This is a genomic window from Paenibacillus sp. 4624 (assembly GCF_050435065.1).
Lineage (GTDB): Bacteria > Bacillota > Bacilli > Paenibacillales > Paenibacillaceae > Paenibacillus > Paenibacillus amylolyticus_D.
Genome location: NZ_JBNDJR010000001.1, coordinates 879,025 through 900,614 on the forward strand (window position 1 = coordinate 879,025; position 21,590 = coordinate 900,614).

Annotated in this window: 4 protein-coding genes; all 4 read left to right on the forward strand. The window is 45.2% G+C overall.

Going from position 1 to position 21,590, the window contains the following annotated elements:
- Positions 1-18 precede the first annotated feature (18 nt).
- Genes pabB through ABIE27_RS03955 form a run of 4 tightly spaced genes read left to right on the forward strand, consistent with a single transcriptional unit; the run spans position 19 to position 21,577 of the window.
- Complete coding sequence (gene pabB / locus ABIE27_RS03940) at positions 19-1,815, forward strand: aminodeoxychorismate synthase component I (RefSeq protein WP_429349947.1); 1,797 nt, start codon at positions 19-21, stop codon at positions 1,813-1,815.
- A gap of 17 nt (positions 1,816-1,832) precedes the next feature.
- Positions 1,833-5,603 carry a condensation domain-containing protein gene (locus tag ABIE27_RS03945; protein ID WP_429349948.1) on the forward strand — a complete coding sequence of 1,257 codons (3,771 nt, stop codon included), beginning with the start codon at positions 1,833-1,835 and terminating at the stop codon, positions 5,601-5,603.
- Positions 5,593-8,061: a non-ribosomal peptide synthetase gene (locus tag ABIE27_RS03950; RefSeq protein WP_429349949.1), complete on the forward strand. Its 2,469-nt coding sequence runs from the start codon at positions 5,593-5,595 to the stop codon at positions 8,059-8,061. Before ABIE27_RS03945 ends, ABIE27_RS03950 begins: the two co-directional genes overlap by 11 nt.
- A complete protein-coding gene (locus ABIE27_RS03955) occupies positions 8,054-21,577 on the forward strand; it encodes an amino acid adenylation domain-containing protein (RefSeq protein WP_429349950.1) in 13,524 nt (4,507 codons plus the stop codon). Before ABIE27_RS03950 ends, ABIE27_RS03955 begins: the two co-directional genes overlap by 8 nt.
- The last annotated feature ends 13 nt before the right edge of the window (positions 21,578-21,590 follow it).

Here is a 21,590-nt window from a genome sequence, read left to right on the forward strand (position 1 = left end):
TCAAGGAGGTATTCTTGAATGAATCAATCCGATGCCAATCCGTACATCTTATTTGATTTTGTAAGCGAGGATCGTTGTAAACAGCGTAAAATTTTCACCAATCCTGTTGAAGTCATTAAGGCAACATCCATTGAAGAGGTAAAACCGGCTTTGAAGGAAATTCAGGATGCTGTTGATAAAGGATATTATGCAGTAGGTTATGTATCTTACGAAGCTGCGCCGGCTTTCGATCCCGCTTTTCGAGTTCATTCAGATGTGGTTTTACCGCTCATATGGTTTGGTATTTTTGAAGGGTATGATACAGGCTATGCATCCTCATCTAACGAGTATCAGATTTCAGGATGGGAACCAACGGTTACAGAGAATACTTATCATCAAAATATACATAAAATTCACGAAGCCATCGCGCGGGGAGACACCTATCAGGTCAATTATACGATGCGCCTTCGATCAGAATATGAGGGTGATCCCTACGCTTTTTATACAAAGTTATGTGATGCACAGCAGGCGGATTACTCAGCCATGCTGCAACTCGGTGATATCAGTATTTTGAGTGCTTCACCTGAATTATTTTTCAAAAAGAATGGAAATCAGCTGGAGACTCGTCCAATGAAAGGAACGGTGAAACGGGGGCTTTACCAGGAACAGGACGACGAATTGGCCAAGTGGTTGCATCAATCCCCGAAAAATCGGGCTGAAAATGTGATGATTACAGATTTGCTCCGGAACGATCTTAGTGTTATTGCCGAGACGGGAAGTGTACAAGTACCGAGACTTTTTGATATTGAGAAATATTATACTTTGTTCCAAATGACCTCTACGGTTACAGCAAATACAAGGTCCCATATCCAGTTAGAGGACGTGTTCACAGCACTTTTCCCCTGTGGTTCTATCACTGGGGCGCCGAAAATCAGCACAATGGATTTAATTTATGAACTGGAAGATACACCAAGAGAGATCTATTGCGGATCGATTGGTATGTTAAGTCCGGATGGTTCATCCGTTTTTAACGTAGCGATTCGGACAGTGTGGATGGATCATCAGCGGAATCAGGCTGAATATGGTGTGGGCGGAGGGATCACTTGGGACTCGACAGCTTCGGATGAATATGCAGAGGCCAAAACTAAAGCGTTGATGCTAACGGAACAAAAGCCGTATTTTGAATTATTGGAATCGCTTCGATTGGAGAAGGGACAGTATTCGCTCTTGGAACGTCATCTTGACCGAATGATGGATTCTGCATCCTATTTTAACTTTGTGGCGGATAGAGAGGTTATCCACAACCAACTGACTGTTTATGCCAGCAAACATACAACCGGTCTGCATAAGGTCAGAGTGCTGTTATCTCCATTGGGAGAAATTTCGGTTGAGAGCACACCGTTTATAGATCGAAGAGAAACACAGACGGTAGCTCTCGCAAAATCACCAATTTTGTCCAATCAGCGCTTCTTATATCACAAGACAACGTATCGGGACATGTACGATGTCCATCGCATGGCAGGTGGAGATGCTTATGATGTTCTTCTGTGGAATGAGCATAGGGAACTTACTGAATTCATAACAGGAAATGTTGTCATTGAGCAAAAAGGTAAAAAATACACACCGCCAAGAGATAGCGGGTTGTTAGCGGGCACATTCCGAAATCAGCTCTTGAATGACGGAATTCTTGAAGAAAAGGTATTAACGTACAAAGACATAATTGAAGCAACAAATATATGGCTTATTAATAGTGTCCGAGGGTGGGTCTCCGTTAAAATTTCACAGGAAAGTCTGGACCGTTCGTTACAGGAACTCACCGTTACCTCAGGGCAGTGAAAGGAGAAAACGTTCGAATGTCATTTCATACTAATCTCCAACGTTATATTAGAAATGAGCTTCCGGTTCAACAACTTTCAATATCCATGCGGGCAACGACCTCTTACGGCACTTGGAAAAAACGTTATATCCCAGCCACTGCTTCTGCTGTATTAAATACGCAGGAACATTTCAAATATGGTCAGAGACCGAAATTGTGGGATTCAGAATCAAATCTATTGGCTGGAGAGCCGGCAGTCTTGGTAGGGAAAGCACTTGACCATTCTGGACATCCCCGGACGCTTGCTGAGGCTTTTGATCTGACTGTTAGGAATCATCCAAAGAAGAAATTGCATTATAAGATGGAGAATGGAGAAGTCCGAATATCAGATTATTTGGATTTGTCACAGCACGCAGAGAGCATCCTTCAAGGGCTAAGTCAACAAGGTGTCGAGCCGGGAGACTCTGTCATTTTGCAAATTGAACGGATAGACCACTTCGTAGCTGCAATCTGGGCTTGTATACTTGGCGGTATGAATCCGGCGCCACTGAAGCCAGCTCTTCATTTGCCAACCGATCACGTGGATCACCAGAAGCTGAAGCAGGTGTGGAAGTTATTGGATTATCCGCTCGTTGTAGGAGATTTCGCTGGAATTTTTGAGGAAGAGGGTAAACGTGAAGGAGCGGTAATTTCGATAAACGAGCTATCACAGCATAACCGTTGCCAGAATAGGCACAGTAGTGAGCCACACGATCCTGTCCTTACCCTCTTCACATCAGGAACAACAGGTACTCCGAAGTGTGTCCGGTATCAAAATCGCCAGATCCTTGCGAACATTATAGGTATCAAACAACATTTGGGCTTGACTTCTGAAGAGATTACCTTGAATTGGATGCCTCTATATCATGCTGGTGGATTGTTAACCAATCATATCCTCGGAGTTGTGTTGGGCTGTGAGCAAGTGTTAAGTTCTGTTGAGCGTTTTTTGAACTCTCCTACTTCATGGCTAGAAGATATAGAGGAGCATCAAGTCACATTCACCTGGGCTCCTAATTTTGCCTATGCGCAGCTGAATCAGCATAAAGCCGTCCATGCCCGGCCATGGGACTTGTCATCCATTCGAACCATATTGAATGTAGGCCAACCGATTTCAGCTCGCACAGGCAAAGAATTCCTACATCAGTTAGCTCCATTTGGACTTAACGCTAATAGCATTGTTCCTGCATATGGCATGACTGAGTTTTCGGGAAGTCTCTGCTTCAGCAGAACGTTTGACCATTCCGAGACAGGTGGAATTCAGCATATTGTGAAGGGATCATTGGATGGGAAATTAATCTTTGCGGACGCCTCCAATACGGAAGAAACAATAGCTTTTGCCGAGATTGGAGAGGTCATTCCCGGAATAAGTCTGCGTATAGTCAATGATTGTAATGTTCCGCTTCCCGAAGCTCACGTGGGGAGAGTTCAGCTCAAGGGAGATTCAATCATAACGGAATACTTCAAGAACAAGGAAGCAACTAACAACGTATTGACTAACGATGGGTGGTTCGAATCCGGTGATCTCGGTTTTGTGAAAGGTGGAAGGTTGACATTAACCGGCAGAGAAAAAGATGTACTGATCATGAACGGAAAAAATCTTTACAACTATGAAATTGAAGCAGTGATGAAGAAAGTATACGGTGTTGATGCTGATTACGTGGCAGTAGCAGGAATTTCTGGTGGAGAGTCGGGCAATGACCAGCTGTTGTTATTTTATTCACCTCTGAATGATGATGAAGCCTTAAATATGTTCGTCATTCAGGAAATGAGAGGCAACATATCGAGACAATTTGGCGTAAATCCCAGGTATATCGTTCCCGTAAGCAAAAGGGAATTCCCTCGTACACCTACAGGTAAAATCCAGCGACTACAACTTGTAGATTTACTACTGGATGGCCAATTTGATGAAACGCTCAACCGAATAGATTGTATGCTGTATGAACGTCAACAGGTTCAGAAGATGATGGAAGAGGAGGTTGCAGCTACTTCTGTTGAACAGGATGCTTGTGGACAGGCGGAAGAAGAGGATTCCGAAGAAGCGCCGAACCAGCAGGACAAGTGTTGCATTATTCACTACACATCAGAGCAGGATCATTGCCATGAGGCTTTGGTGTACACCAAAGTACGTGAATATGTAAAGGAACATAATGTACATCTTGACCGAATTGAAGTGTACAGACAGCCTCATATAGGTGAAGGGGCATCGCTTTCTTCGGAGTATTATCCATTTCTTGAAAAAGCATTTCAATCCGTCTTGGGATTGACCGAGGTGGCCAGCCATGATGATTTTTTTCAATTAGGTGGTGACTCCCTCCGCATGACTCGTCTGCTCGCGATGATTGCTTCCGAGTATAAGGTGCGCATTTCAACACAGCGTTTTTTCAGACAAGCAACCATCAACGGAATTCTTCAGGAATTGCTGAATGCGGAACCGTTAAATAACCATACTCCTATCCCGGTACAGCAGCAACGGACGGAGAAGCTTCCGCTTACCATGAAACAAAAAAGTCAATGGGTCCTGCACATGATTGCTCCAGAGAGCGCCTTTTATACCAATACATTTTCAATTCACTTTACGGGTGTTTTTCATATATACAAACTTCAGAATGCTCTACAAGCACTGATTATGCGGCATGAGGCTTTGCGTGTCCGCTATGGTATTCAAGATGGGGAACCTTATCAGTATGTCGAGAAGCCAGCATCTGAAATTGAAATTCGACGGGTAGATCTTACCCAGCTACAGGAACATGAAAGACATGTTGGGATCAGGACAGAGATTGATCAGGAAGCAAACTTGCGGTTTGACCTGATGAACGATGCATGTCTTCGGTTATGCCTGATTGATTGCGGCCCGGACAAGCATATCCTGGTTGTATCCATGCATCACATTATTTCTGATGGCTGGTCAGTAGAGATTTTCGCCAACGAATTGGTGCAATTATATGTCTCGGGGTTGGAAGATTCACATCCAATGTTGACGCCACCTTCTGTATCCTACTCCGATTATGTGCTGTGGCAATCCTCCATGGAGCAGGGCAGTGATTCTGCCCTGTGGGAACTAAAAGATTACTGGATCAGTAAGCTAAACAGAACATTACCCATCATACAGGTACCCTATGATTTTCCATATTCTGAGGTTAGAACGTACAGAGGAAATACGCTCGAACGCATCGTAGACTCCCAATTAACCTCCCGGACATTAGCGAAGGCAAACCGGTCAGGGGTTACCCTCTTTATGCTTTTATTCGCGGTGTATGGCTACCTAATTCATCGTTTTACCAGACAGCCCTATATCCCCATTGGTACCGTAATGTCCAACAGGACCCGTGCTGAGGTGGAGAAGCTCATTGGTTTTGTAGCAAATACCGTTATTTTACCCGTCGAGTTTAGTGAAGATATGACGTTTGATGATCTGCTGCAACAGGTTAAAGATATATCCTTGGATGCTTATCAACATCAGGAAGTACCTTTAGAAATGCTGCTACCTGACCTTTCGTATCATATGGCACCAGGAGTAACACCGGGTTTTCAAGTCATGTTTACATTGCAAAATGAATTCACACACCACTATCAGCTTCAGAACTTATCTGTACAGTTGATGATCGAAGCAGGAAGTACATCCAAGTATGACTTGATTCTACATGTATATGAGGAGTCAGATATTCTTAAGCTGCGTATGGAATACAACACGGATGTGTACCGAATGGAGACCATCGAGAGGCTTCTTGAATTCTATATCACCATGCTGGAAGGGGTTGTTGAGCATTAAGCTGTCGAGTCTGAATACAATGCCTGATACCGAGAGGCGTATGCTTCTGGAGCAATTCAATGATACGAAGACCACATACCCGTTAGAAGCAACACTGGTCAGTTTGTTTGAGGAACAGGCGGAACGTTGCAGTGCACGAATTGCCTTACGTTATCAACATACAGAGATGACGTATGCCACATTAAATAGTAAGGCCAACCGTTTGGCGATATTTCTTCGACAGGAAGGCGTCAAACCAAATCAGGTTGTAGGCATTTTGTTTTCACGTTCACCTGGAATGGTTATCAGCATTCTTGCCGTGCTTAAGGCAGGTGGAGCTTATATGCCGATTGATCCCGAGTACCCCAAAGAGCGTATTCAATACATGCTTGAAGATAGTAAAGCGCAATTCTGTATCACGGAAGAGCAGGAGCTTCTGCCTGAAGAAGTGTCAATTAAGGCAATCGTTCCCGATCTACTGGATGACGATGGAATAGAAGGCATCTACGCAACTAATCCGAAACTAGTGAATCAGCCGTCGGATTTGGCATACATCATCTACACCTCAGGATCAACGGGCAAACCCAAAGGGGTCATGATTGAACATTCCAATGTGGTCAGGCTGCTTTTTAATGACCGAAACTTGTTTGACTTTACCAAAGAAGATGTGTGGACACTGTTTCATTCATTCTGTTTTGATTTTTCGGTGTGGGAGATGTATGGGGCGTTATTGTACGGTGCCAGATTGATTATAGTTCCTCTGAATGTAACAAGAGAGCCAGCACAGTTCTTATCGTTACTGCAGAAGGAACAGGTCACCATTTTGAACCAAACTCCGACGGCCTTTTACCGAATCGCTAAATTGGAAATACAGTCAGATTCGCATACACCGCTGGCTGTTCGAAAGGTGATTTTTGGGGGAGAAGCTCTTCAACCTATACAACTACTGGAATGGAAGAAGAAATATCCTCAAACTCAACTCATTAATATGTATGGCATTACGGAAACAACGGTTCATGTGACATATAAGGAAATGGAATGGGGTGATATCCAAGGCAAAACAAGCAACATTGGAAAACCCATCCCTACGCTTCAAATTTATATTCTCGATGAACAGCGGGAATTGGTTCCGATTGGTGTGGAAGGGGAGATTTATGTTGGTGGTGAAGGCTTGGCCAGGGGATATCTGAACCGAGAAGAACTGACCGCCGAACGGTTCGTTCCCCATCCCTTTGCCGCCTCACAGCGGTTATATCGAACTGGAGATCTCGCCCGCTGGCAGATGAACGGCGAACTTGAATATTTGGGAAGGATCGATCATCAAGTGAAGATCAGAGGTTTCCGAATCGAGCTTGGTGAGATCGAATCCAGACTTCTGGAAATCGATGGAGTGCAGCAAGCGGTTGTAACGGTCAGGGAAGGGGATACAGGAGAGGGTGTTCTCTGTGCATATTACGTCTCTGATCGATTTCAGCAGAGCAAAGATTTAAGAACAAGACTGTCTCAACATCTGCCACAGTATATGCTGCCTGCTCATTATATTCAAATGAAGACTCTGCCAATGACACTGAGCAACAAAGTCGATACGAGAGCACTTCCCGCTCCCAGCAACAGTGTGACTCCAACAGATGTTACCGATTTGGTTATGCCAAGCCATGAACTGGAATGGCAGATGCTGAACATCTGGCAGGAAATGCTGGATAACCGCAATATGGGTGTAGAGTGTGATTACTTTGAGCTTGGCGGAGACTCTATTCGTGTCATTGAACTGATCAGCCGAATGAACAGAGAGCTTGGACTACATATCCAAATTTCTGATATGTATGATTATCCAACGATTCGCAAATTGGCTAGACACCGAAGTGCTCTTCATGCACCCGATAACGTCCGGAACGAGATAGAGATGGAGTTATTGCAGATGCGCACAGAGTGGCTTGCGAACCCGGCATTACGAGCCTTGTTACCCTCCGATGTGGAAGATGTGTATCCCATGAGTGATATTCAGCAGGGAATGGTGTTCCATTACATGAAAAATGAAGGTCTGGGTGTATATCACGATCAGTTTATATATCAGATTCATGGGCATCGAATTCAGGTGCTGAATTTTCAAACGGTTATGAATGAACTCATAAGCAGGCATCCCATTCTGCGGACTGGTTTTAATATTTCTGATTTTCCCGTACCTGTCCAATATAGTTGTGAACGTATAGATTTTGAAATTCAGGAGGTCGTGCTGGAACATCGGGATACTGAATCGATAGAACAGGAAATTCTGAATTATATGGAGCTTGATCGGAAGCGACCATTTGATATTGAACATGCTCCACTCTGGCGTCTGGTAATTTTCAATTCCACGGAGGAGTCTTATGTGGGGTGGATCTTTCATCATGCCATTCTGGATGGATGGAGCGTTGCCGTCTTTATGTCGGAATTACTGAATTTGTACGGTGCTCTCAAAGGAGGGGAAGTCAGTGCCTGATCCGTTAAAAACGAGCTATAAAGATTATGTTATAGATCAGATGGCCCAATCTAGAAATTCGTCCATTATGGAGTATTGGCGTGAAGAGCTACTGGATTATCGAAAATACTCATTCACAGAACAGACAGAACAGTCCGAGATTTATCATGGCAATTCAGTAGCCAATTCAAGCGTGACTCTCCTTCCATCGGAACTGTACGCCCAGTTAAAAGAAGCTGCACGTAATCAGCGTGTTACCGTAAAATCCCTATGTCTGTCTGCATTCGTCACTTCATTATATATGTTGTCATATGAAGATGATATCCTGATCGGGCTTGTCGAGAATGGACGCCCTGTTCACGAGGATGGCGCCCGCATATTGGGCTGTTTCCTGAATACTGTCCCTTTGCGCACGCAATTTGAATCTCTAGTGAACTGGGGAGACATTACTCAAGACGTGTATCGTAAACAAGCCGAACTCAAAAAATATGGCCGATTGTCCCTTGTTCAGATTCTAAATGCAATTGGGGAGCAAAGCAGCCGAGAAAACCCGCTATTTGATATCGCCTTTAACTATATCGATTTTCATGTATATGAGACTTTGAAACAAGGAACGTTTGAATTTAAGTCTTACAGCTATGAGAAAACAAATACGCTCCTCGATTTCAGTATTTCAGTAACGCTGGGCGAGTTGTCTGTCAAAATGGTGTCATCTTATCCAGCAGCATTCACAGATCGGCTGCTTGAGGTATATCTGAGAGTTCTTGATTGCTTGCTTACCAAACCGGAACAGAAGATCGATACAGCCGATATTATCACGGAGGAAGAACACAAGTTACTCGAAACTTACAATGACACAACAGCCGAATATCCTCATGAGGCAACCGTTGTGGAGCTATTCGAGCAGCAGGTCATACAGCAATCTGAGCGAACCGCAATTGTCATGGGGGAGGAGAAGTTATCCTACCGGGAATTTGGTAAACGAGTTGATCAGTTTGCCATTCAGTTACTCGAGTCTGGCGTTGAACCCGGACAAAATATTGGCCTTATTTCAAGGCGGTCCATAGAGATGATAACGGCCATTTTCGGCATTTTGAAAGCGGGATGTACCTATGTTCCGCTGGATCCGGAGTTCCCGACTGAGCGAATTCGTACGATGCTTGCAGATAGTGATGTGGCGGTACTTATCGCTGAAAAGGATCTCTTTATCAGTGGCTATGAAGGCAAGCAGATCGATCTGATCCACCAAGAACAGTTACATAGTGACTGTGAGCGGCAAGCTGCGGACATGTTCATGAAATGCCACAGATCTGCTGAAGATGTAGCTTATATCATGTATACATCGGGGTCTACAGGTAAACCGAAGGGTGTGCAAACGACACATCGTAATATTGTGAAGACCGTAATCAATAACGGTTTTATGGATATTCATGAAACGGATCGGATGTTACAACTCTCCAACTATGCATTCGATGGTTCAACATATGAAATATTCGGTGCTTTACTAAACGGAGCTACCCTTGTACTGATTCCCAAAGAAAAAGTTCTCAACGTATCGGAGCTTGCTGATACGTTGGAGCATGAACGAATCACTTCGGCTTTTATGACTGCTGTACTGTTTAATGCCGTTGTGGAGTGGGATGTTCAATGTTTGAAACATGTGAGAAGGCTTTTCTTTGGCGGAGAGGCTGGATCCAAAAAGCATGTGGAGAAGGCTCTGCAGGTTCTGGGAAATGACCGGATTGCTAACGGATATGGCCCGACTGAAACGACCGTTTTTGCGGCGACTTATCTCGTCAATCAACAATTGCTGCATTATAACACAGTTCCCATCGGAAGACCTGTTCACAATACCCAGGCTCATGTAATGAATCGAAAAGGACAACTTCAACCTGTTGGGGTACCCGGCGAGTTGTATATTTCCGGTGCTGGACTTGCGTCAGGTTACCAGCATCAGGCTGAGTTAACCGAAGAACGTTTTGTAGTCGGTTCTTCTGGAAAAAGAATGTACAAAACAGGTGATCTCGTTCGCTGGTTGCCGGATGGAAATCTCGAGTACATGGGGAGACTGGATCAGCAAGTGAAAATTCGTGGAAATCGAATTGAACTTGGCGAAATTGAGAGCAGGCTATCCAGGATTGAATCGATCAAAGATGCTGTGGTCATGACAGAGAAGGATGAGCACGGACATGCCTATTTATGCGCGTATATCGTCCCAAGTGACAACAAAACTCCTGTATTGCACTGGAAAAAAGAGCTGAGGCAGGCCCTGCCTGAATATATGGTTCCCAATGCGTTCGTTACACTGGAAAGCTTCCCCATGACACTGAACGGTAAGCTCGATCGCAAGGCACTTCCCAAGCCCACGAGAAGACAGACCAACCATTTTGTCGCTCCGGCTAATGTATTTGAAGAGAAATTAGCACATATCTGGGAAGAGATTCTGGATATACAAAGCGTGGGAGTAGAGGAGCATTTCTTCGAAATCGGAGGACATTCACTTAAAGCTATGATGCTTGTGGCCAGAGTGCAGAAGGAAACCGGCGTAAAGGTTTCACTACAGGATGTATTCATCATGCCTACGATTCGAGAGATGGCCATGTGGATCATGACAGCACGCTCGACAGACCAGCCTGATGAGGAGCTTGTGCCTGCATCCTACAGGGACACGTATCCGGCGTCTTCCATTCAACAACGGATGTACATTGTTCAGCAAATGGAAAATGCAGCTGTAAGCTACAACATGCCTTTTCTGCTCCGATTAAACGGCAAGCTGGATGTAAATGCTTTGGAGAAATCAATGCAGATGCTGATTCAGAGACATGAGACATTGAGAACTTCATTTGAGTTACACCATGGTGAACTGCGGCAGCGTATTCACAGAGCTGATCAGATATCTCTGGAATCTTTGCGCGTCGAAGAAGCCGCATTAGCAGGGACGGAAGAGGCGGCTATACAGTCGTTTGCTGAACAATTCATCCGGCCATTTGATCTGGGAGAAGCCCCTTTGTTCCGAAGAGGTTTACTTCGGATGAATGAGGAGACTCATGTGCTATTGCTTGACCTGCATCATATCATTTCGGATGCACGCTCAATAGAGATTCTAATATCGGACTGGGTCCGATTATATCAGGGGCAGACTCTTTCGGACATGGGCGTGCAGTACAAGGATTATGCTGTATGGGAACAGGAGAAATATCTTCAACAAGAGGCATACAGCATAAGTCAGGATTACTGGTTGTCCTTGTACCAGGCCGAAGTCCCGGTTCTTGAAATACCGACAGACCATCTGCGCTCGCCGATCCGCAGATTCGAGGGAAGTCGGGTGAATGTAACTTTAGATCCTGCACTCGTGAGTCAATTAAAAGAAGCGGCTAAGACCAATCAACAGACCTTATTTATGCTAATGATGGCATCCTATCAGATTCTGTTGTCCAAATATTCAGCGGCAGAAGATGTTATAGTGGGCACTCCTTTCACATGCAGAGATACCATTCAGCATGAACGAATGGTAGGCATGTTTGCCAATACGCTGGCACTTCGAAGTGAACCCAAGGCAGAACTGTCGGTAAGCGTATATCTGGAGAAAATGAGAGAAATTACGCTGGCAGCTTATCAATTCGGCCGATACCCACTGGAAGACCTGATAGATCGCCTGTCCCTGCCGTTTGATTCCAGCCGGCATCCATTGTTCGATACGATGTTTATGCTACAGGATCAGGTACCAGCAGAGAAGCATATATCAGGGCTTGAGGTCCAGTATGCCGAGTGGGATCATCATACATCAAAATTTGACATGACATGGGTCTGCACATATTCGAAAGATGATATGACGTTATCTGTTGAATACCGAACGGATTTGTGGGAATCACATACCATAAAACAGATGTTAAAGCATTATGTACATTTACTGGAGCAGATTGTGGCGTTCCCGGAATTGAAAATCGGGGAACTGGAGCTTGTAACCGAATCTGACATGGCACAGATAGAGGTATGGAATAACAGCGCTGCAGATTATCCTCAAGATGCTTCCGTTGCTGAGCTGTTTGAACAGCAGGTTGAGCTCGGTAGCGAGAATACGGCTGTCGAGATGGATGGATACCGTATTACGTATGGGGAGCTAAATGAACGAGTGAATCGTCTTGCACGATATCTTATTTCACAGGACGTTCAGGCTGGGCAACGTGTCGGGCTAATTATGGAACGCTCCATTGAAGTCATTGTTGCAATACTCGCCATCGTCAAGAGCGGAGGGGCGTACGTCCCTATTGATCCGAGCTTCCCTGCGGATAGGAAAACATTCATGTTGAAGGATAGCGGGGCAAGGTGGTTGATTGCAGATCATCCTGATCATATCCCTCACTATGAGGGAGAAGTTCTGATTTTCAATGAAAATGTTTGGGCACAAGAGTCCAATCGGAATCCGGTGCTTGACCGAAATCATATGAATAACAGCGGAGATGACCGGTCTCCTGGCCCGGAAGATCCCTTATATGTCATGTACACCTCTGGTTCCACCGGCACTCCAAAAGGAGTAATCACGACACACCGCAATGTGATCAAGACGGTAATTCATAATGGTTACGTAGATATTACCCCTGAGGACCGTTTGCTACAGATATCCAATTATGCGTTTGACGGATCGACGTTCGACATCTATGGTGCACTGTTACACGGTGCTGGACTTGTGTTGTTGAAACGGGAAGAGGTGCTGGATGGGAATGTTCTCGCCAAGGCCATTCGCGAACAACATATAACGATTGCTTTCATGACAACGGCCCTATTTAACACGCTGGTAGATCTGGATCCAGCATGCTTGAACAAAACTAGGAAAATTCTCTTTGGCGGTGAGAAAGTATCCGGAACTCATGTCAAAAAGGTTGTTGATTTGCTTGGCAAACATAGACTTATACATGTATATGGCCCGACAGAAACGACGGTATTTGCCACATTCTACTCCATCGTTTCTGGTGAATACATTCCCATTGGTCAGCCAACGAATAACACAAAAGTGTATGTGCTGAACCAAGAAGGCAAGCAATTACCTGTTGGTATTCCTGGCGAGTTGCATATAGGTGGTCCAGGACTTGCCCAAGGATATTTGGGACAACCGGAGCTCACCCGTGACAAATTTATAATTAGTCCATTTGTTCCGGGAGAACGTCTATATCGGACTGGAGATTGGGTTAAATGGTTGCCAGATGGAAATCTCGAATTCATTGATCGAATAGACCAGCAAGTGAAGATTCGTGGCAATCGGATCGAACTAGGGGAGGTAGAGGGGCGCCTGCGCAAGCTGTCAGGTATCCATGAAGCGATAGTGATGGCGGATCGTGATGATCAGGGTCACTCCTATCTATGCGCGTATATTGTACTTCAGGATGGAGAAGCGAAGCAGTCTTTTCAAGAACTGGTAACGATGTGGAAGCAGGAACTCAAGCAACAAATGCCTGAATATATGGTCCCAACCGTCTTCTCCATTTTGAATGAGATACCGCTTACTTCGAATGGAAAGATAGACCGAAAGAAACTTCCGAAGCCGACAATTGTACGAGGTCAGCAATATGTTCCAGCAGAGAATCCAGTCCAACAGAGCTTGATAGAGATATGGGAAAGCGTTCTAGGCATTAAGAAGATAGGCATACAGGATCATTTCTTTGAATTGGGCGGACACTCTCTGAAAGCCATGTTACTAATAGGCAAGATCCACCAGGAACTTGAGGTCAGACTTACCTTGCTGGATGTATTCCAGACCCCAATTCTTCGGGACATGGCTGGATGGATTCAGAAGGCCGCTCGAAATCAATATAAAGCCATTAATCCGGCTCCAGTGATGCAATCCTATCCTGTTACATCGGTTCAGAAGCAAATCTACTACGCCCAGCAGTATGAAACCAGTGGAACAAGTTATAACATGCCGATGTTATTTGAAATATCAGGAGCATTGGACACCGCTCGTCTGGAAGCTTGTTTTAGACGGCTTATCGCACGCCATGAAATCCTGCGTACCTCATTTGTTATGGAGAAAAGCGAATTAGTTCAACGGATTCATTCAATAGAAGAAGTGGAATGGAAGCTTGAAAGGTGGACTATGGATTCATTGGAGTCCTCGATCAAGGAATTGGATGGAACTGAAACATATCCAATGTCTGGCGTAATGTCCACTTTTGTTAAGCCGTTTGATTTGGCAGAAGCACCGCTGATCAGGGCAAGTGTAATTGGAATCGATAAGGAACGGTATGTATTGGCGCTGGATACACATCATATTGTTTCTGACGGGGTGTCTACTCAACTGATATACGATGAACTGTTTGATCTTTATCAGGTACGGGAACTTGATCCGATACGTGTCCATTACAAGGATTATGTAATGTGGAAACAGAACCAGCAGACGAGCAGTACCTATGAGGAAGCACAACAGTTCTGGTTGGATCAGTACTCAGAATTCGAGAGTTCGGCAGAACTTCCAATGGATCGTGCCCGTCCTGCCATTAGATCGTACCGGGGGGAATCCTATACATTTGGTTTGCCGAGTAAAAAGGTGCAGGAATTAAAAAGAACAGCTGCCGGTTACGGTGCTACTCCATTCATCCTTCTTTTATCAGTGTATGGCCTGATGTTATCTAAATATACGGGTGAAGAAGACATCACCGTAGGGGTACCGATAGCCGGACGAGAACATGTAGATGTGGAGCCCATTGTGGGGATGTTTGTAAACACGCTACCTTTGAAGCTTAATCCGGCTTCTGATCTGACGGTCGGTGATTATATCCAACATGTCAAAAAATATATGCTAGCAGTCAATGAACGAGGCATATGTTCTCTCAGTGATCTACTGGACAAACTTCATTTTTCTTTTCAACCCAACCGAAATCCCTTATTTGACACACTGTTTGTATTGCAGGATATGACGCTTCCTGTCAAAACGCTTCAGGATATATCTGTTCGCAAGATGGATTGGCACGGACAGCAGGCCAAATTCGATATGTCCTGGGTATGGCATGAAGACGGGGATGAACTCGTGGCTGAGGTTGAATACAGTTCAGATCTATGGGATCGGGTTACCATTGAACAAATGACTCGTCATTATGTTCATTTATTGGAACAACTATTGAATAGCATGGATACGAAACTTCGGGAGCTGGAGCTGCTTACCCCGTCAGAAAAAAAGTATTTTAGAGAGCTTAATAAAACCGATGCTGAATATCCAAGAGACTGGACTGTGACGGATGCATTTGAATTCATGGTATCAGAGCAACCTGAACACGAGGCGCTTTTGTACGGTACAGAGATGGTGACTTATGGTGAACTGAACGAACGTGTAAACCGGATGGCGGCATTACTTAAACGACGTGGAATTAAGTCTGGTGACTGTGTTGGACTATTAACACATCGTAAACCGGAGATGATCATTGCCATTCTGGCGATATTAAAAGCAGGAGGAACGTATGTCCCCCTCGATCCCCAATTCCCGGAAGAGCGACTAACTTACATTTTACGGGATAGTGGAGCGCAATGGCTCATTATGGAGCAGGATCTGGCTCTGGATTCCTACACGGGAACAATCATCCCGCTGCTCGAACCACAAGTCTATGCAGAGGGGAGTTCGATTTATACATCCATCTCATATTCAGCAGAGCAGCCAGTCTATATCATGTACACTTCGGGTTCTACAGGAATGCCCAAGGGCGTGGTTACGAGTCACCGCAATGTAGTGAAAACCTGTATCAATAACGGATTTGTTGAAATTGGGCGAGAGGACCGGATGTTACAGTTGTCCAATTATGCATTTGACGGCGCCACATATGAAATCTTTGGAGCACTTCTGAATGGAGCAACGCTCGTGCTGATGCCTAATCAACACGTTTATGATGTGTCGTATCTTACACGCACATTAAGACAAGAGAGGATCACGAGTCTCTTCATGACAACCTCTCTGTTCAACACGGTAGTTGATTATGACGTACACAGCCTGCGTGGTATGAGGAAACTGTTTATCGGGGGCGAAGCAGCCTCGGTGAAGCATGTCATTAAAGCACTGGATGTGTTGGGAGAACATCGGATTGTAAATGGGTATGGCCCGACCGAGACGACCGTGTTTGCAGCAACGTACCCTATTGATGAGAGGGTAAGGAAAACCGGGCGTGTTCCCATTGGCCGAGCTATTCATAATACAAGGCTCTATGTATTGAATACATGGGGTCAGCCCCAACCTGTGGGGGTTCCTGGAGAATTGTACATCGGAGGCGAGGGTCTGGCTGCCGGATATTTGGATCAACCGGAGTTGACGGAAGAGAGGTTTTTAACCCGGCACGTGGAAGGCGAAGATAGAGTCTATCGCACAGGGGACCTCGTAAGGTGGTTAAAGGATGGCACCATAGAATATCTGGGAAGATTGGATCAGCAAGTAAAAATTCGTGGAAATCGGATTGAGCTGGCAGAGATCGAGGATCGCATTCTTGCTCTACAAGAGGTCAACGAAACTGTAGTCACTGCACATCGGGATGACCAGGGGCATTCCATGTTGGTGGCGTATGTTGTAATTGATTCTGCAAGTGTACTTGCCCAACATGAAATGAAAAACGAACATCAAGCCGAAAACTGGAGAAAAATTTTAAAAGAAACACTTCCTGAGTATATGATTCCATCCGTATTCATCGTGCTCTCATCTTTACCGCTTACACGGAATGGGAAGCTGGACCGAAAAGCGTTGCCTAAACCCGACATTGCAAGATCGTCTTCACATTATGTGGCTCCTTCAACACATACGGAGAAGGAACTGGCGCAATTATGGACTGAGGTTCTCGACCATACACAAGTGGGCTTGCATGATCATTTTTTTGAAGTGGGTGGTCATTCCCTAAAAGCAATGGTACTCATAGCAAAAGTGCAGGAGAAATGGGGCATCAAACTAAGCATGCCGGATTTATTTGATGCTCCAACGCTGAAACAGATGGCTACATCGATTGACCAAGGAGATAAGCAGAATCATGCTCGTATCCCGCGTGTCAATAAGCAAGAGGATTATCCCGTATCGTCGGCACAGAAGAGATTATATTTGGTTGAACAGTTCGAGGATACCGGCACAAGTTACAACATGCCCATGGTACTGATGATAAATGGTAAACCCGATGTGATCCGGTTAGAGCTTGCGCTTAAAGGACTTATACGTCGGCATGAATCGCTAAGAACCTCCTTCAGAATGGTTGACGGTGAACTGAGACAGCTCATTCATGAATTGAAAGACATGGATTGGAAACTGGAACACAGTGCCGAACCTGAAACTTTTGCAGTTCTTGAGAGGGATGAACAGATTGCTCGGTATATTGGCACATTTGTCCGGCCCTTCGATCTTGGATGTGCACCGCTTATGAGAGCAGGTTTATGCGCACTTTCAGACAGAGAATATGTGTTGGTCATGGACATGCATCACATTGTGTCCGACGGAGTGACGACCGGAATTCTGTATCAGGATCTGATTCAGCTCTACCAGGGACATTCTCTTGATGAGATGACAGTTCAATATAAGGATTACACGGTGTGGATGAATGAACAAAAGAAAAAGTCCTCCTACCTGACGAGTGAAGATTACTGGCTCAAGCGGTACGAGAAAGACGTCACCGTATTGGACATCCTCACAGAGGGACGTCGTCCAAGCAGGAGACAATTTACAGGTTCTTCCCATACGTTTGAACTGAGTACTGAGCTGAGTAGTGCAGTGAAACAGTTGGCGCAACAGACAGATGCCACACTTTTCATGGTGATGTTGGCAGCGTACAACGTTCTTTTGTCCAAGTACACCGGGGAAAAGGATATTGTAGTGGGCATTCCTTTTGCGGGAAGAACCCATACGGATATCTCTTCCGTTACAGGCATGTTCGTGAACACTTTGGCGCTAAGACAAGAATTGTGTGGTGATCTTCCAATTCGTGAGTGGATCGGTCATGTGCGCAGAAACACGTTGCTGGCTTATGAGCACGGAGTTTACCCATTAAATGAACTGATTGAGAAGCTGCAAATCGCAAGAGATCCAGAGCGCAATCCTTTATTTGACACCATGTTTGTTCTACAGGATGCCAAACCCCGAACGGTAGAACTGCAAGAGTTGCAAATTGAACCTCTGGATTGGACAAGTAACACTTCTAAATTCGATATGACGTGGGTAGTTCACGAGAATCAGGAATCTCTTAAACTGACCATAGAATATGCGACAGACCTTTACGAACATTCTCAGATGGAAAATATGGCGCTTCATTATGAGCATGTGATAAGGCAAATGTCTAGCTCTCCAGACATATTACTCGACGAGATCAGGCTGATTACTGACTCGGAAGAGCAGAAGATATTGGGGCAGTTTAATGACACTTATGCAGAGTATCCGCGTGATCAAACGATTAGTCAGTTGTTTGAAATCCGAACGTCGCTTCGTCCCAATCAAACGGCGTTGGACTTTTATGGGGAGACGCTAACCTATCAGGAGCTTTACCGGAAAGCCTGTCAGCTTGCAACCTATCTTGAGCAGAGTGGCTTGCGCCGTGGAGATGCTGTTGGATTGCTGGCAGACCGTTCAATTGACATGATTGTGTCGATCTTGGGAATCTTGCAAGCAGGGGGCGTATATGTTCCGCTGGATCCTTCCCATCCACCGGAGAGAATGATCTATATGTTGGAACAATGTCATGCAAATATGCTCGTTGCTCCAACGGAAAGACCTCTCCCTGGGTTCAAAGGGTTCGTGGTTCCGTTAGAAGAATCCAGTCGCACGTTATTGGAACAAAATATATTATCTGTTCAATACGAGGGTAGTTCAAGCACATTACCAGATGAAGCGAACACTCCAGCGTACATTATGTATACTTCGGGATCGACCGGATTGCCGAAAGGTGTGGTCACTACACACCGAAATGTCATAAAGACAGCAATGAATAATGGATTTATCGACATCCGTGAACAGGATCGGATGTTACAGCTCTCCAATTATGCTTTTGACGGATCAACCTATGAGATTTTCGGCGCATTATTAAACGGGGCTACGCTTGTACTGATCAGCAGAGAAGACATGCTGGATATCAGCAAGCTTTCCTCGATCATGAAGGGTCAGAGGATCACATCTGCCTTTGTAACCAGTGTACTGTTTAATGCGCTGGTTGATCATGATGTCACTAGTCTGCAATATGTGCATCGACTATTCGTTGGAGGAGAGGCTCTTTCCAAATCGCATGTTATGCAAGCTCATCAATATCTGGGAGACGACCGGATTGCGAATGGGTATGGTCCGACTGAAACAACGGTCTTTGCAACGACATATAATGTCGGGCCTAATTTGACAGAGCTTAGTTCGGTTCCTATAGGAAGACCCATTCATAATACGAAAGCCTATGTACTCAATGCGCAAGGCCAGCTTTTACCTGTCGGTGTAGCCGGCGAATTGTACATTTCCGGTGAGGGTGTAGCAGAGAAATATGTCGGGGATGCAGAGCTGACGCAGAACAGGTTTTTGGAAGATCCATTTTGTCCTGGTGAACGAATGTATCGAACAGGGGACAGAGTTCGATGGATGCCTGATGGCTGTATTGAATTTCTTACACGGATCGATCATCAGGTCAAAATTCGCGGGCACCGAATTGAACCAGGAGAGATTGAGTCTAAGCTGATACAACATTCTGATGTACAGGAAGTGGTCGTTGTTCCCCGACAGGACAATACAGGACATTATCTGTGTGCATATATCGTTTCAGCGGAAGGATTCCAAGAACAAGAGCTCAGAAAGTATGTTCAGCAGAGTTTGCCCGAATACATGGTTCCGTCGTATTTTGTACCGATTGCCAAGCTCCCGGTAACGCGTAACGGCAAATTGGATCGAGGAGCTCTCCCTGCACCGGATCTGAATAGCATAAAAGGGGATTATCGCGCACCTGTAACTCAAGAAGAACAAATCTTGGCCCAAGTCTGGTCAGAAGTACTGGGTGTGGAACGTGTGGGAATCGATGACAACTATTTTGTCCTCGGAGGGGACTCCATTAAATCCATACAGATTGCATCAAGACTCACTCGTTATCAAGTCAGACTACAGGTCAAGTATTTAATGCTGTATCCGACGATTGCCGAGTGTGCCGAGTTTTTGGAACCTATGGAAATGAGGAAAGAGCAACTAGACATCATTGAAGGAGACATCCCTCTCACGCCGATTCAACAATGGTTCTTTGCACAAGGGTACAGCAACCTGAATCATTGGAATCAATCGATGATGTTGTACAACCCAGAAGGGTGGGATGCGAACGCGGTAAAAGAGGTGTTCTATAAACTTTATGAACACCACGATGCATTACGTATCCGATTTGATATCCAACCCGATGGCGTGGTACAGCGTGTTTCATCAATAGACAAAGATAAGGATTTCCCTGTGGAAATACATGAAGTAGAAACTCACTGGGACGATGCCCACCTTGAACGTATTGCCACAGCGATTCAATCCAGGGTGAACCTGGAACATGACTTAATTCGGCTTGGTGTGTTCCGAACACCTGAAGGAGACCATCTGCTTATTGCAATACACCATCTTATTATTGACGGTGTGTCGTGGCGAATTCTGCTGGAAGATTTCCACTGCATGTATCAAGCTATTCTCCTAGGGGACAAGACGGTGAAGTTGCCTGAGAAGACGGATTCCTATGCCTTCTGGAGTCGTGAACTTCAAAACATAGCCACGGCGGAAGAGGTGAAGCGTCAACAAGCCTACTGGCACAAGCTAAATCAGGAAGCACTACAACTATGTGATCATCGTGATAAACCTGGTTTGCTCAAACAAAGCAAAACAGTGACTATGGAACTGGAACCATATAGAACACGCCAGCTATTGACTGAAGTTCATCGTGCGTATCACACCGAAGTCATGGATATTCTGTTGACGGCTCTCTCCATGACGTATGCAAAAGATGTTGTTATCGATCTTGAAGGACACGGGAGAGAAGGAATACTGGACCATGTGGATACCACAAGGACCGTAGGCTGGTTTACCACGATCTATCCTGTGCTTCTCCGTACAGCTCATGAAGAACTTAATGAAGCGCTGCGTCATACGAAAGAAATGCTTCGTGGTATCCCTGGCAAAGGGAGCGGGTATTCAATCCTGAAATATCTGACTACCGGGTTCACTTTTGAGGGGGGGACGTATAATCCCGATATCGTCTTTAATTATCTGGGGCAATTTGGAGGAGATTCCCGAGGCGAATCGTTCGCCGTATCATCCATGCCTATGGGAGAATTAATCAGTCCACTTAACAGAATGTCGCATTTCGAAGAGTGGAACTGTGTGGTCGATCAGGGGAAATTCCAATTGATCCTTCGTTATGATCCTTCAAGAATAGATGAGAGAGAAGCTATGGAGCAAGTAGCCCGCTACGGTTCGAATCTGGAGAGATTGATTGTACATTGCCTGACTCGTGAAGCCGAGGAATTTACACCAAGCGACTTTAGCGATACAGACCTCACGTTGGACGAACTTGATGATATCACGGATATCATTGACAAGCTGTGAGCATTCCGGAGAT

Bases quoted from the DNA above. Each gene is read 5' to 3' on its own strand.
- pabB (WP_429349947.1), top strand. From the start codon at position 19: ATGAATCAATCCGATGCCAATCCGTACATCTTATTTGATTTTGTAAGC.
- ABIE27_RS03945 (WP_429349948.1), top strand. From the start codon at position 1,833: ATGTCATTTCATACTAATCTCCAACGTTATATTAGAAATGAGCTTCCG.